The sequence below is a fragment of the Streptomyces cavernicola genome, assembly GCF_029968035.1.
GTDB lineage: Bacteria > Actinomycetota > Actinomycetes > Streptomycetales > Streptomycetaceae > Streptomyces > Streptomyces cavernicola.
Genome location: NZ_JASCIQ010000041.1, coordinates 14,341 through 27,999, shown reverse-complemented (window position 1 = coordinate 27,999; position 13,659 = coordinate 14,341). Strand labels below are relative to the sequence as shown.

Below are 13,659 nucleotides of genomic sequence, written 5' to 3'. Positions count from 1 at the left end.
TTCATCGGATGACTGTCAACCACTCTCGGCTCGATCTCCGCCCTGGCCGTCACCCCTCCGTGTGGGCCGAGTCCTGCTCGCGGAGTGCGGGCTTGAGCACCTTGCCGCCCGCGTTGCGGGGGAGTTGGGGGAGCAGCACGAGGTCCTTGGGCCGCTTGAAGGAGGCGAGCCGGCCGTCGAGGAAGGCCGTCAGGTCGGCCAGGGTCAGCTCGGCGTCCGGCGCCGTGGCGACGTACGCGACCGGGACCTGGCCCCAGCGCTCGTCGGGCCGGCCGATCACCGCGACCTCCCGTACGGCGGGGTGTGCGGCGACGGCGTTCTCCAGCTCGGCGCAGTAGATGTTCTCGCCGCCGCTGATGATCATGTCCTTCTTGCGGTCCACGACCCAGACGAACCCCTCCTCGTCGCGCCTGACGAGGTCGCCGGAGTGGAACCAGCCGCCCTCGAAGGCCGCCGCGGTCTCCTGCGGCTTACGCCAGTAGCCCTGCATCAGGGTCGGCCCGCGGTAGACGATCTCGCCGACCTCGCCCACCGCGACGTCGTTCATGTCGGCGTCGACGATGCGGTGTTGGATGCTCGGGATCGGCCGGCCGACGGAGCCGAGCTTGCGCAGTGAGTCCTCGCCGCGGAGCACACAGGTGATCGGCGAGGTCTCGGTCTGGCCGAACACCGCCACGTTGAGGGCGTCCGGGAAGTTCTCGCCCATCGCACGCAGCGTCGCGTCGCTCGCCGGAGCCGCACCCCAGCTGGTGATCCGCAGCTTCAGGTCGCGCTTGTCGATGTCGGGCTGCGCGCACAGCAGATCCCACTGCTGCGGAACGTTGAACACCACGGTCGCGCCCTCGCGTTCGTACGCGTCGAGGACGGCCTGCGGGTCGAACGCCCCGAGCGGATGGATCACGACGGTGCTGCCGACCACGATGTGCGCCACGATCGAGCCCAGACCCGCGATGTGGAAGAAGGGCGCGGTCAGGAAGCCGATGTCGGAGTCGTCGAAGATCTCCATCGCGCGGATGCAGGTGATCGCCTGCACCTGCATGTTGCGGTGGGACAGCATCACCCCCTTCGGCTGCCCCGTGGTGCCCGAGGTGTACATGATCAGCGCGGTCGACTCCTCGCTGACGTCGGGCAGTTCCATCGGCTCGTACGCGGACAGGAACTCCTCGTACTCGAGGGGCGCGAGCCGGTCCCCGGCCCCTCCGGCCCTGCCGGGCTCACCCTCGGCCGGTTCCCCGATGACGACGACCGTGCCGATCGACGCCGCCCCCGGCACCGACCGCAGCAGCGGCAGGAGTCGGGCGTCCACGACGATCGCCGCAGGGGTGCAGTCGGCGAGGATGTAGTCGAGCTCAAGGGGCGCGAGCCGGAAGCTGAGGGGCACGGCCATCGCGCCCAGGCTGTTCGCCGCGAACACGCTCTCCACGAACCACGGGTGGTTGAGGGTGAGCAGGGCCACCCGGTCCCCGGCCGCGACGCCCCGGTCGGCGAGCGCGGCCGCCAACTGCAGTGAACGGCCCGACAGTTGTGCCCAGGTCGTGGTCTCCCCGAGGTGGCGGAGGGCGGGCTTGTCGGGGCGCATCATCGCGTGCGTGGCCGCCTGGGACATCCAGTGGTGCCGGAAGGACCAGGAGGGCGCCGTGTCGGTCGACATGGGGGCTCCTCGGTGTCGTGACGAGCTGGCGTATCGAACGGTGACCGCTGCGGCATTGTGCCGCTCTACACGGCCCGCGGGGAACGGTCTTGACGTAATTTGTTAATGGGGAATCACGTCGGGCGGGTGGACCGTGCGCAGGTTGTCCCCTGCCTGGTCGTCACCTGGCCGTCACCTGGTCGACGTGGGGGCGGCGTGTGGTTGACTGAGCCGCATGGCCCCGTCTCCGCACCCTTCCGCCGGTTCATGACCGCCGAGTCGATCTCCGCCACCCGCCCGCGCAACCGCCGGCAGCTCATCGTCGAGGCGGCGGGACGGCTGTTCAGCGAGCGCGGGTACCACGCGGCGTCCATGGAGGAGATCGCCGCGGGCGTGGGCATCTCCGCCGCGGCCCTGTACCGCCACTTCCCCAACAAGTACGCGCTGTTCGCCGAGTGCGCGCACGCCATGGTGGACCGGCTCGTCGCCGCGCTCGACGAACTCCCGCCCGACGCCGCCCCCGCGGACGTGTTCACCGCGCTCATCCGGGTCACCGTCGCGCACCGCGCATCGGGGGGCGTGTACCGCTGGGAGGCCAGGTACCTCGACCGCGAGGACCGCCGCCTCCTCAGGGGCAAGTTCGCTCGCGTCGTCGGCCGGGTCGCCGAGGCGGTACGGAGCGAAGTGCCGCTGCCGGACGCGCAGTTGAGGGCCGTGTCGGCGCTCGGCGCGATCGGCTCGCTCACCATGCACCGCACCTCCATCGCCCAACGCCGGGTCGAGGAACTGATGGTGGACTGCGCCCTGCGGCTCGCCGCGACCGATCCCGCGCGCGGCCGGGGAAGCGCACCGCGCGTCGAGCTGCCCGCCCTGCCCGTGCCGCGCTCGCGGCGTGCGGAGATCCTCGCCGCCGCCGTCCCGCTGTTCGCCCGCGACGGCTTCACCGCCGTCACCAACGGCCAGATCGCGCGGGCTGTGGGGCTCACCCCGTCCGCGCTCTACCGGCACTACCCGGGCAAGGTCGACATCCTGGCGGCGGCCTGCCTGCAGGCGGCCGGACTCCTCGCCCAGGCGGTGGACCAGAGCCTGCGCGACGTGACCGACCCCAGGGAGGCAGTGGAGGCCCTCGCGGCGACGTACGTGGCGTACAGCTTCGAGCACACCGCCCTCACCAGCGTCGCGGAGGCCGAGTTCGTGGGCCTGCCGGCCGAGCTCCAGCGGCCCCTCGTGCAGGCGCAGCGCGAGCACATCGCCGTCTGGGAGGAGCAGTTGAGGCTGGCCCGCCCTGGACTCGACCCGCGTCAGGCCCGGGTCCTGGTGCACGCCGGGTTCGGCGTGGTGGTCGAGGCCGGGCGGAGCCTGCGCTGGCGCGACAGCCCCGAACACCGGTCCACCGTAACGGAGTTGGTCGTGGGGGCCCTGGGCGTCTGAGCGCCGGAGACCCTCACGAGCTCGGCCGGTTCCCCGTCGGGATCACGATGGGCGTCGTCGTGCCCGACGAGCCGTTGTTGAGGAACGCCATGGCCAGGGCGCGCACGAACTGGTCGAAGACGTAGAAGGCGCCGGGCGCGACCGGCGTGAGACCCTCGCGGAACAGGACGAAGGCCGGCCACCCGGTGCGGATCAGGGCCGCCGCAGCAGGGTCCCGCTCCAGGCCGAGCCAGTCGCCGATCTCGTCGCTGAGGACGTAGCGCACGAACTCGTTGAGGAACCCCCGCGTCACACCCAGGTCGACCTGGGACGGCAGCCCGAGCAGATCCTCGGCCAGCCGGATCCCCTCGGTCGTCGGCGCGAGGATCGGCGTGAGCACCTGTTCCGACTGCTCCTCCGCGGCCGCCCACGACTTGGGGATGTACTCCTCCCGTACGCCGAGCAGATGCAGGGCCACCTGCCAGCTGTGCAGGAACGCCTCCTGGTCCTCGGCCGAGAACGGCACCTTCCATTCGAGCAGCTTCCTGCGTACGTACGTGCCGAGGCTGTGGAACGTGACCAGGATGTCGGCGTTGCTGATCGGGATGTCCTGGTCCGAGCCGCCCGCCCAGTGCGGCGACTGCGGCAGCAGATGCCGCACCGCGGCGTGCACCAGACGCGTCTTGTTGGCCGTGACCACGAACTGGCCCTCCGGCTCGAAGCCCTTCAACTGCGCCAGGTCGTACCCGAACGTGAACGTCTTGGCCGCGCGGTCCTTCATGTCCGCGCCGCCCGCCGACCAGTAGACGCTGCGCGCCTCACGCGGGATCACGGTGCTCATGATCCCGCTGCCGAGCCCGTACAGCATGAACAGGTACGTGTCCTTGCGGCGGTTGAAGTCGGCGGCGCGCGCGAGCTTCGCCGGATCCGCCCACGACGGCAGGGAGTTGACCTTCCGCAGCCACGCGCCGAGGTCCGTCGGCAGACCGGCGGGCAGCGGGTCGTCGTTGTTCACCCACGATGCCAGGGCGTTGTTGACCTCCGGGACTTGACCGTTCTCGATGAGGGCGACGAGCAGCCGGTCCACCTCGTCGTCCCACACGTACTCCGGGTCGGTGCCCGCGCCCGATCCGGCGACCGAGCCCTGCGGTGACCACGCCCACGCGGTGCTCGGGCCCGCCGCGCCCACGAGGCCCAGGGCGACCCCGAGCGAGATGACTTTCCTACGGCTTGGATTACTCATTGACTTAAGCGCCTTCCTGGTGGGGCGTGTCACTCAACACGCCTTGTAAGACTCGGTGTTGGCGTTGCCGGCACGGCTGAGGAGCTTGTTCCAGGATGTGATTTCCGATTAACATAGCGAGGCGCGTCGCCGTCGACAAGGGCATGCGCAAGGGCGTGCGTGAGCCGTGCGCGAGGCGTGCACAGGGGTGTCGACGGCGTCCCGTAGTCCCCCTACTCCCCCTCGTACTCCCCCCCGTAGTCCCCGCCCCCCCCGCACTCCCCGTACGACCGAGTCCGTACGACCGAGGAGCTCGCATGACCACGGAACAGGACCAGACCCCCGCACCACCCGATGAGGAGACGGCGGACGGCGAGGCGTTCGGCGCCCGGCCCGCGTGGGTGACGGACGAGGCGATCGCGCGGTGGTGTGTGTGGGTGAGCCGCGAGGGCGAGGGTTCCGATGCTGCACCGGACCCGGTCCTCGCGCCGTTCGACCTGACGCCGCTCCCGGCCGTCCCCGCCTGCGTACCGGAGGACGTCGAGGCGGCGGTGGCGAAGGCGCGAGCGGCCCAACTCGCCTGGGCTCACACGCGGTTGAGCCGCCGAGCCGACGTCGTGCTCGCCTTCCACGACCTGCTGCTCGAACGGCAGGAGCAGGTGCTCGACCTGATCCAGTGGGAGACCGGCAAGGCCCGCTACCACGCCTGGCAGGAGGTGGCCCAGGTCGCCGCGATCGCCCGGCACTACGCGCGCTGCGCCCCGCGCCACCTCGCCGCCAGGCGGGTGCGCGGCATGGTGCCGGGCCTGACGAAGGTCCGGGAGGAGCGTGTGCCGAAGGGCGTGGTCGGCGTCATCTCCCCCTGGAACTACCCCCTTTACCTCGGCGTCGGCGATGCGCTGCCCGCGCTCCTGGCCGGTAACGCCGTCGTCTCCAAGGCGGACGAGCAGACCGCGCTGACCCTGCTGTGGACCCGCGCCCTGATGGCCGAGGCCGGGCTCCCCGCCGACCTGTGGCGCATCGTGACAGGACCGGGGCCCGTCGTCGGGACGGCGCTCGTCGACGCCGTCGACTTCGTCTGCTTCACCGGGTCGACCGCCACCGGGCGCACGGTCGCGGAGCGCGCCGCCCGCCGCCTGGTCGGGGTGTCCCTCGAACTCGGCGGCAAGAACCCGCTGATCGTGCGTGAGGACGCCGACCTCGCCGCCGCGGCCGCAGGCGCCGTCGTGGCCGCCTTCGCCAACACCGGCCAGATGTGCATCCACATCGAGCGGGTCTACGTACACGAGACGGTCTACGACGCCTTCCGCACCGAACTCGTCCGCGCCACGCGGGACTTGAGCCTCGGTCGCTCCTACGACTACACGGCCGACGTCGGCTCCCTCACCTCGGCGGCCCGCCTCGCGGCGGTCGCGGCGCACGTCGACGGCGCGGTGGCCGCGGGCGCGACCGTACTCGCGGGCGGCCGGGCCCGCCCCGACATCGGTCCGCTCTTCTACGAACCGACGGTCCTCGAAGGCGTCACGGACGAGATGCCCGTCTGCGCCGAGGAGACCTTCGGTCCGGTGCTCTCCCTCTACCCGTACGGCACGGACAGCGAAGCCGTGGACCTGGCCAACCGGGGCTCCTACGGCCTGTCGGCGTCGGTCTGGTCGAAGGACACCCGAGCGGCCGGCCGCCTCGCCGGGCGGATCCGCGCCGGGGCGGTCAACGTCAACGACGGCGCGGCAGCGGCGGCCGGCAGCATCGAGGCAGGGATGGGCGGCATGGGCGACAGCGGACTCGGCAGACGCCACGGGGCCGAGGGAATCCTCAAGTACACCGAGAGCCGGACGGTCGCCACGCAGCGGCTGCTGCCCCTCGGACCGCCGAAGCCCGGCCCGACCGCCGTGCAGGACTTCGTCCGACGCACCAACAGCCAACTGTCCCTGCTGCGTCGGCTACGGGTGCGATGAACGGCGACGCTGCACGCGTGCACGTACGCGAACGCCGGCAGGCACTGCGCGCGACGCCGACCAGCGGGCCGGGCGCGTACTCAAACCCGTGCTGCTTCCCTCCCGTTGACCGCTCTCGTCGCACGTACGAGAGCACCCCAGATCGGAGCCCTGATGACGTACACGAGCGCATCCATGTCCACGAGCGTGCCGGGGATCTTCGGCGGCCGCTCGCTGTACGACGCCGACCACGAACTGCTGCGTCAGACGGTCCGGGCGTTCGCCGACAAGCACGCCGCCCCGCACGCCGAGCGCTGGCGGGCCGAGGGCAAGGTCGACCGGGAACTCTTCCGGGAGGCCGCCCGCGCCGGGATCCTCGGCTTCAACATCCCCGAGGAGTACGGCGGCGGCGGGGTCGCCGACTTCCGCTTCAACGCGGTGATCGCCGAGGAGTTCTCCCGCCACCCCGCGTCGGACGGCCTCGCCGGGGTCGGCCTCTCCAACGACATCGTCGTGCCGTACTTCACCGGCCTGACGAACGACGAGCAGAAGGCCCGCTGGCTGCCGGGGATCGCCGCGGGCGAGTTGATCGTCGCGGTCGCGATGACCGAGCCCGGCACCGGCAGCGACCTCGCCGGCCTCACCACCACCGCGGTCAGAGACGGCGACTCCTACCTGGTGAACGGCAGCAAGGTGTTCATCTCCAACGGCCAGAACGCCGACCTGGTCGTCACCGCCGTACGCACCGGACCCGACCGGCACGGCGGGATCAGCCTGCTCGTCGTCGAGGCCGACCGGCCCGGTTTCGCGCGCGGCCGCAACCTGGAGAAGATCGGCCTGCACGCCCAGGACACCAGCGAGTTGTTCTTCCAGGACGTCCGCGTCCCCGCCGCCAACCTGCTCGGCGCGGAGGGCTCCGGCTTCAAGTCCCTGATGCGCAACCTCGCCCAGGAACGTATCTCGATCGCCGCCAACGCCATGGCGTCCATCGAGGGCGTACTGGAGCGGACCGTGGCGTACGTCAAGGAGCGCAAGGCGTTCGGCCGGACCGTCGGCTCCTTCCAGAACACCCGTTTCCAGCTGGCCGAGATGGTGACCACGGCACGCGTCGGCCGTACCTACATCGACGACCTGCTCGCCCGGCACTCGCGCGGCGAACTCGGCCCCGTGGACGCCGCGGCGGCGAAGGCCTGGGCCACCGAGCACTACGTCGACATCGTCGGCCGCTGCTTCCAACTGCACGGCGCCTACGGCTACATGCTGGAGTACCGCATCGCCCACGACTACCTGGACTCCCGCATCACCACCGTCTACGGCGGCACGACGGAGATCATGAAGGAGATCGTGGCGCGGGACCTGGGCCTGTAGGGGCGCTTTGGGTGCCTCGGGACCAGTGCGCTTCGGGGCCAGTGCCGCCTCGGGACCAGTGCGGCCTCGGGACCAGTGCCGCCTCCCTCTCAGGGGTGAGGGGACCCCGAGCCTGGTCCCTGAGAGGGAGGCGGGAGAAGGGGCCGCAGGGACGACGCGGCTGATGCGGCGACGGCTCTAGGCTCCGAATCGTCCCGACCAGAGAACGGACCCGCCCATGCAGTACGCGCTCCTCCGCCGCGGCCTCACCGCGGCCATCGCACTGCTCACGCTCGCCGTCGGCATCGGCGGCCCGCCTGCCTCGGCCGCCGAGGAGCCGGGCGTCGCCGCACCGCATCTGCCCCGACCGACCGGGCCCCGCGCGGTCGGCAGCACCTCCCTGCACCTCACCGACGCGTCCCGCGCCGACCCCTGGGTTCCCGAGGCGGGCGCGCGCGAACTCATGGTCTCCCTCTGGTACCCGACGGCGTCACCGCACGGGCGGCGGGCGCAGTACATGACGCCGACCGAATCCGAACTGCTCCTCAGGGAAGGCGGCATCACCGGCGTCCCGCCGGACGTGCTGAGCACGACCCGGACCCACTCCACAGCCGACGCCCGACCGGCAGGGCCCCCGCGCAGGCTTCCCCTCGTCGTGCTCTCACCCGGCTTCGGCAAGCCCCGCGCGACGCTGACCTCCCTCGCCGAGGACCTGGCAAGCCACGGCTATGTGGTCGCCGCGATCGACCACACCTACGAGAGCGTCGCCACGACCTTCCCCGGCGGCCGGGTCGCCACCTGCGCCGCCTGCGAGGTCGGGCACGACGAGGCGTTCTGGAAACGGCTCGTCACCGGCCGGGCCGCCGACGTCTCCTTCGTACTCGACGAACTCACCGGGGAACACGCGCGGTGGGACGGCGCTCGCCTCGTCGACCCCGCACGGATAGCGATGGCCGGACACTCCGTCGGCGGCGCGAGCGCCGTCCCGTCGATGGCGACCGACCCCCGGGTGCGCGCGGGCATGGACATCGACGGCACCACCGACGTGCCGGTCCCGGACAGTGGACTGCCCCGGCCGTTCTTGTTCTTGGGCAGACAGGACCAGTACACGCCGGGCAGCGGCGGCGGCGCGGTTGCCACCTGGGAACGTGACTGGCCGCATCTGACCGGCTGGAAGCGCTGGCTCGTCGTGGCCGGAGCCGAACACGCCTCCTTCACCGATGTCGGGCTCCTCGCCGAGCAGTTGGGACTCGACATCGGAGCCGAACTGCCCGCCGCCCGCGCCACGGAGATCGTCCGCAGCTATACCCGCGCCTTCCTCCACCAGCATCTGCGCCACCGCGCCCAACCCCTCCTGGACCGGCCGTCCGAGGACTATCCGCAGGTCAGGTTCTGCACCCTGGAGACCGGCAGCTGCACCTGAGCCGGCACGGCGGACGGACGACGCCGACGACCGTACGGAGCAGCGCTCCCGCAGGCGCATACTGAGGGCAATGACTAAGCCCGCAGCACCGAAGCGTCATCTGCCCACCAGCCCCTTCAAGGTCCCCGACACACCGGCCCCCAAGTACTTCGCCGTAGGCGACCAGGTCACGCACGACATGTACGGCCTCGGCCGGGTCATCGGCGTCGAGGACGGCATCGCGGTCCTCGTCGACTTCGGCTCGACGCAGCAGCGCATCCTCAGCCCCTACAGCAAAATGACCGCGCTCTAGAAGATGACCGCGCTCTGGAAACGGTGAGACGCCGCCCGCGGCGTCTCACCGTCACGGGTTCAACTCCGGTGCGCGGACGCTGCCTAGCATGGCCGGATGGAGCTCTCACAACTGTCCGCGGACGCCCGGGAACGACGCAGCGCGGAGATACGGGCCTTCCTGCGGTCGCGCCGGGCCCGGGTGACGCCCGAGGACGTCGGCATGGCAGCCGGCAGCGGCCGCCGCACCCCAGGACTGCGGCGGGAGGAAGTGGCCGTGCTCGCCGGGGTGGGAGTCTCCTGGTACACGTGGCTGGAGCAGGGCCGGGACATCAACGTGTCGGCCGAAGTCCTCGACGCCGTCGGCCGGGTGCTGCGCCTCGACCCCGCTGAGCGCGAGCACCTCTACCTCCTCGCCGGGCTCAACCCGCCCCCGGCGGACCCCGCCGACCGGGCTGTGCCGGCCGGGATCCGACGCGTCATCGACGGCTGGCTGCCGCGCCCCGCGTACGCCATCGACCGGCACTGGCGACTCCTCGCCGTCAACCGCGCCGCCCAACTGGTCTTCGGCTATGGCGAGTTGGACCACAGCTGCTGCCTGGTCAGCTTCTTCACCCGCGCGCACTTCCGGGCCTCGCTGTGCGGCTGGGAGGACGCGGCCCGGCAGATCGTCGGCCAGTTCAGGGCCGACGCGGCGCGCTACCCGGACGACCCCGAGTTCGGCCGGCTCGTGGAGGACATGTGCGCCGCGAGCCCGGCCTTCGCCGCGGTCTGGGCGGAGCATCCGGTGGGCAGCACCACGGAAGGCGTGAAGTCCCTCGTGCACCCCGACGCGGGCGAGTTGGCCTTCGACTACACGATGCTGCCCCTGGCCGATCTGCCGGGCGCGCGGCTGCTGCTGTACACGCCACTGGAGGGGACGCCCACCGAGGAGCGGGTGGCGGGGCTCCTCGACGCGACGGCGACCCCGCACCCGACCCCTATCCCTACCGCCGACGTCGCGTAGGACGCTCACCCCCCGGCGGGAGCGCGAGGGTGGTGGTGACAGACCCAGGTTCGACCGACACTGCCGGGGCCGCGCGCGGCCGCCCAGGATCGTCGGCATGCAGAGATTCACGAACAAGACGGCCCTGATCACCGGCGGCACCAGCGGCATGGGCCTCGCCACCGCACGACGCTTCCTCGACGAGGGCGCGTACGTCGTCCTCACCGGCCGCGACCAGGAGCGCCTGGACGCGGCCGTCGCCCGGCTCGACGCGGTCGACGACCGGGTCCTCGCCGTACGGGCGGACGCCTCCTCGACGGCCGAACTCGACGTGCTGATGCGCCGGGTCGAGACCTGGCGCGGCACCCTCGACGTGGTCTTCGCCAACGCGGGCATCGGGGTCTTCAAGCCGGCCGCGGACCTCACCGAGGACGACTTCGACCGCACCGTGGACGTCAACTTCAAGGGCGTCTTCTTCACCGTGCAGAAGGCGCTCCCGCTGATGCCGCGCGGCGGAGCGGTCGTCCTCAACGCCTCCTGGACCCTGTACCGCGGCCTGTCCGTGGCGTCGGTCTACTCCGCGAGCAAGGCGGCCGTGCACAACCTCGCCCGCACCCTGGGCTCCGACCTCGCCCCGCGCGGCATCCGCGTCAACTCCGTCAGCCCCGGCTACATCGACACGGCGATGTGGCGCGAGGCCAACCCGGACCCGGCTGCCGAGGCCCGCAACTCGGCGGAGGTGGCGCTCGGTTCGCTCGGCCACCCGGATGAGGTCGCCGCGGCGGTCGCGTTCCTCGCCTCCGACGACGCGGCGTACATCACCGGCCAGGACCTCGTCGTCGACGGCGGCCTCGTCGGCTCGGTGCCCGCCGTATGAGCGCTCAGACGACGCGGGCGGCGTCCGCACGGCCGCGGCCGGACCGGTCGCCCGCGGCCACGGCGGGACGGCGCGGCCATGTTCCCGTACTCGTCGCCGTACTCCTCGCCCTGCTCGTCCTGCCGACCTCGGTCACCGGGTCCGGTGTGGCACTGCCCGCGGTCGGGCGGGACACCGGCGCGTCCCTCGCGGCCCTGCAGTGGGTGGTCCACGGGTACAACCTGACCTTCGCGAGCTTCCTCCTCGCCTGCGGCTCCCTCGCCGATCTGTGGGGCAGGCGGCGGGTGTTCGGGGCCGGGGCGGCGCTGTTCACGGCGGCGTCGGCGGTGAGCGCGACGGTGGACGACATCATGGCCCTCGACCTCGCGCGCGCCCTCGCGGGCCTCGGCGCGGCGGCCCTGCTGACCAGCGGCAGTTCCCTGATCGGCGAGACCTTCCAAGGGCGGGCGCGCAGCCGGGCGTTCGGGGCGCTCGGCATCATGACGGGCGCGGGTCTGGCGCTCGGCGCGATGGCCGCGGGCGTCGTGACCGAACTGCTCGGCTGGCGCGCCTTCTTCGGCCTGCACGCGGCGCTGATGCTGCTCGTGTGCTGTGCTGTGCGGTGCCGCTGCTGCCGGGCGCGGGCGGGCGTGAGAGTGCGCCGACGGCCCAGGCAGGGCGGGCCAGGGTGGACTGGGCCGGTACCGCGGCCTTCTCCGGTGGGCTCTTCCTGCTGATGCTCGGCACCGTCGAGGGCCCGCAGCAAGGCTGGGGGAGCACCGGTGTGCTGGGGCTGCTCGCCGGTTCCGCGGTGCTGCTCGCGGTGTTCGCGGTGGTGGAACTCCGCGTACGGCAGCCCATGCTGGACCTGCGGCTGCTGCGCAACGGCCGGTTCATGGCGCTGTGCCTGATCCCCGTCGTCGCCACCTGCTCGTTCGTCATCCTGCTCCCGCTGCTGCCCAACTACCTGCTGGTGGCGAACGGTTACTCCGGCCCCCAGGCGGGCGGCGTCATGCTCCTGATGACCCTGCCGATCCTGGTGACCCCGCTCCTGGCCACCTGGCTGCCGCGCCGAGGCCTCACCGCACGCCACGTGTTCGGCCTCAGCCTGCTCTGCCTCACGGCAGGAGTGGCCTGGCTCGCGGGCACGCTCGCGCCCGCCGTGACCCCGGGCGAGCTGGCCCCGCCGCTGATCACCCTGGGCGTCGGGCTCGGCCTCAACTTCGGCCTGGTCGACGGGGCGGTACTGGACGTCGTCGCCCCCGAGGCCACCGGCACGGCCGCCGGGTTCCTCAACACCCTGCGCCTCGGCAGCGAGGCGCTGGCCATCGCGGCGGCGAGCGCGGCCCTCGTCGGCCTGGTCCGCAGCAACGTCGCCACGGGACTCGACCGTTCCCCTCCTACGAGGCCGGGCCCGCCGAGCTCGCCGACAGCGTCAACGCCGGCGACCTCACCGGACCGCTCGCCCAGGTCCCCGCCCAACTGCGCCCGGAATTCGGCACGTTCGTCGCCGAGAGCCTCACCGGCGCGTGGCAGTCGGTGCTGTGGGCCGGTGCGGGGGTGTGCGCGGGCCTCTCGGTACTGATCTACGTCCTGCTCGGCGGGCGGCGCGCATCATGACGCGGCTCTAGGCCGTGCCAGGCGTCGGGGGCAGGCAGGATTTTACGGACACGGCCTAGGGGTCGGTGATCTCGCGCAGTGTGGCCTCCGGGGTCAGAGTCGGGGGCGCCTCAGGTGACCAGCCCCTGGGCGGCCTGCAGCATCCGGGCGCGGTAGGCCGGAGTGTCCGCCGGCTCGCTCTCGCCGAAGATCGCACGCATCCAGTGCCCGTCGGTGTTGTTCGGGAACAGGATGAAGTCACGGCCGAACCGCTCGGAGTCCTCCGTGGCCAGCGCCTTCCGCTCGGACACCGACTTGACGTAGTAGCGACGGGCGAAGTCGTTGAGGTTGTCCCCGAGGTAGGCGATCACGTCGTACTCCGCCGCGATGGCCCGCTGCGCCGGCTCTTTGTCCGAGGAGTCGCGCAGCATCGTCACATGTGCGTCGTCGGCGAAGGCGAGTCCGGCGTGGCGCAGGTTGGCGACGCCGAGTTCATGGGTGTCCGGCCCCTGGTCCCGGGACGAGACGTAGAAGACCTGAACGCCCCTGCTCTCGGCGTAGTGGGTGAACTCGACGGCGCCCGGCGTCGGGGTCGGGCCGTTCTCACGCACCCACGCGTCCCACAGCTCGTCGTCGAAGGCCTGCTTGCCGGCGGAGAGCAGCCGCGCCCAGTACGTGTCGGACGAGAGGACCGTGTCGTCGACGTCCGAGACGAACGCCAACGGGCGGCGCCCCCGGCGCTGTTGGCCCTCCCCGCGCAGTGCCGCGTCGAGCCGGTCGGCCGCGATGTTGAAGGCCTGCCGGTACAGCATGTCGCGCTCGGCGGCGGTCTGACGCCAGGCGGCCGCGGTGCTCAGGATGTTCTGCACCTCGTCACCGGCGGCATCGGCCTGCGCCTGTGCCTGTGCCTGCGACTGAGCGGCCAGCGGCAGCACCGTGCCTGCGGCGATTCCGGTGACCATGGCACGTCGGGAAAGAGCCAT

12 protein-coding genes are annotated in these 13,659 nt (G+C 71.8%); 9 read left to right on the top strand and 3 right to left on the bottom strand.

Translation table 11 applies throughout. The features are described from left to right. Window positions 1–49: 49 nt before the first annotated feature. Entirely contained in the window at window positions 50–1,651 is a 1,602-nt protein-coding gene (locus QIS96_RS30475) for a long-chain-fatty-acid--CoA ligase (protein WP_282546037.1), read from the bottom strand. 246 nt (window positions 1,652–1,897) lie between these two features. Here QIS96_RS30475 and QIS96_RS30470 point away from each other — a divergent pair, with 246 nt between their 5' ends. Beyond that, the gene (locus tag QIS96_RS30470; RefSeq protein WP_282546081.1) at window positions 1,898–3,061 is read left to right on the top strand and encodes a TetR/AcrR family transcriptional regulator; all 1,164 of its coding nucleotides are present in this window, start codon (window positions 1,898–1,900) and stop codon (window positions 3,059–3,061) included. A 13-nt stretch (window positions 3,062–3,074) separates the two neighbouring features. Here QIS96_RS30470 and QIS96_RS30465 read toward each other — a convergent pair whose 3' ends face one another. Then, window positions 3,075–4,283: an oxygenase MpaB family protein gene (locus QIS96_RS30465; RefSeq protein WP_282546036.1), complete on the bottom strand. Its 1,209-nt coding sequence runs from the start codon at window positions 4,281–4,283 to the stop codon at window positions 3,075–3,077. A 296-nt stretch (window positions 4,284–4,579) separates the two neighbouring features. Here QIS96_RS30465 and QIS96_RS30460 point away from each other — a divergent pair, with 296 nt between their 5' ends. The 8 genes from QIS96_RS30460 (at window position 4,580) to QIS96_RS30425 (ending at window position 12,662) form a co-directional block, all read left to right on the top strand. Continuing rightward, on the top strand, window positions 4,580–6,217 hold the full coding sequence (locus tag QIS96_RS30460) for a succinic semialdehyde dehydrogenase (RefSeq protein ID WP_282546035.1): 1,638 nt from the start codon (window positions 4,580–4,582) through the stop codon (window positions 6,215–6,217). A gap of 153 nt (window positions 6,218–6,370) precedes the next feature. After that, complete coding sequence (locus QIS96_RS30455; RefSeq protein ID WP_282546034.1) at window positions 6,371–7,564, top strand: acyl-CoA dehydrogenase family protein; 1,194 nt, start codon at window positions 6,371–6,373, stop codon at window positions 7,562–7,564. Window positions 7,565–7,781: 217 nt separating this feature from the next. Then, the gene (locus QIS96_RS30450; RefSeq protein ID WP_282546033.1) at window positions 7,782–8,966 is read left to right on the top strand and encodes an alpha/beta hydrolase family protein; all 1,185 of its coding nucleotides are present in this window, start codon (window positions 7,782–7,784) and stop codon (window positions 8,964–8,966) included. 70 nt (window positions 8,967–9,036) lie between these two features. Then, window positions 9,037–9,258 (top strand): hypothetical protein, encoded by a 222-nt coding sequence (locus tag QIS96_RS30445; RefSeq protein ID WP_282546032.1) that lies wholly within the window; start codon window positions 9,037–9,039, stop codon window positions 9,256–9,258. Between the two features lie 96 nt (window positions 9,259–9,354). Beyond that, on the top strand, window positions 9,355–10,242 hold the full coding sequence (locus tag QIS96_RS30440) for a helix-turn-helix transcriptional regulator (protein WP_282546031.1): 888 nt from the start codon (window positions 9,355–9,357) through the stop codon (window positions 10,240–10,242). Window positions 10,243–10,339: 97 nt separating this feature from the next. Beyond that, entirely contained in the window at window positions 10,340–11,098 is a 759-nt protein-coding gene (locus QIS96_RS30435) for an SDR family NAD(P)-dependent oxidoreductase (RefSeq protein ID WP_282546030.1), read from the top strand. After that, window positions 11,095–11,814 carry an MFS transporter gene (locus QIS96_RS30430; RefSeq protein ID WP_282546029.1) on the top strand — a complete coding sequence of 240 codons (720 nt, stop codon included), beginning with the start codon at window positions 11,095–11,097 and terminating at the stop codon, window positions 11,812–11,814. Before QIS96_RS30435 ends, QIS96_RS30430 begins: the two co-directional genes overlap by 4 nt. Then, on the top strand, window positions 11,766–12,662 hold the full coding sequence (locus QIS96_RS30425) for an efflux MFS transporter permease (protein WP_282546028.1): 897 nt from the start codon (window positions 11,766–11,768) through the stop codon (window positions 12,660–12,662). Before QIS96_RS30430 ends, QIS96_RS30425 begins: the two co-directional genes overlap by 49 nt. A gap of 145 nt (window positions 12,663–12,807) precedes the next feature. Here QIS96_RS30425 and QIS96_RS30420 read toward each other — a convergent pair whose 3' ends face one another. After that, window positions 12,808–13,659, bottom strand: a complete 852-nt coding sequence (locus QIS96_RS30420; protein ID WP_282546027.1) for a 5'-nucleotidase, lipoprotein e(P4) family — start codon at window positions 13,657–13,659, stop codon at window positions 12,808–12,810.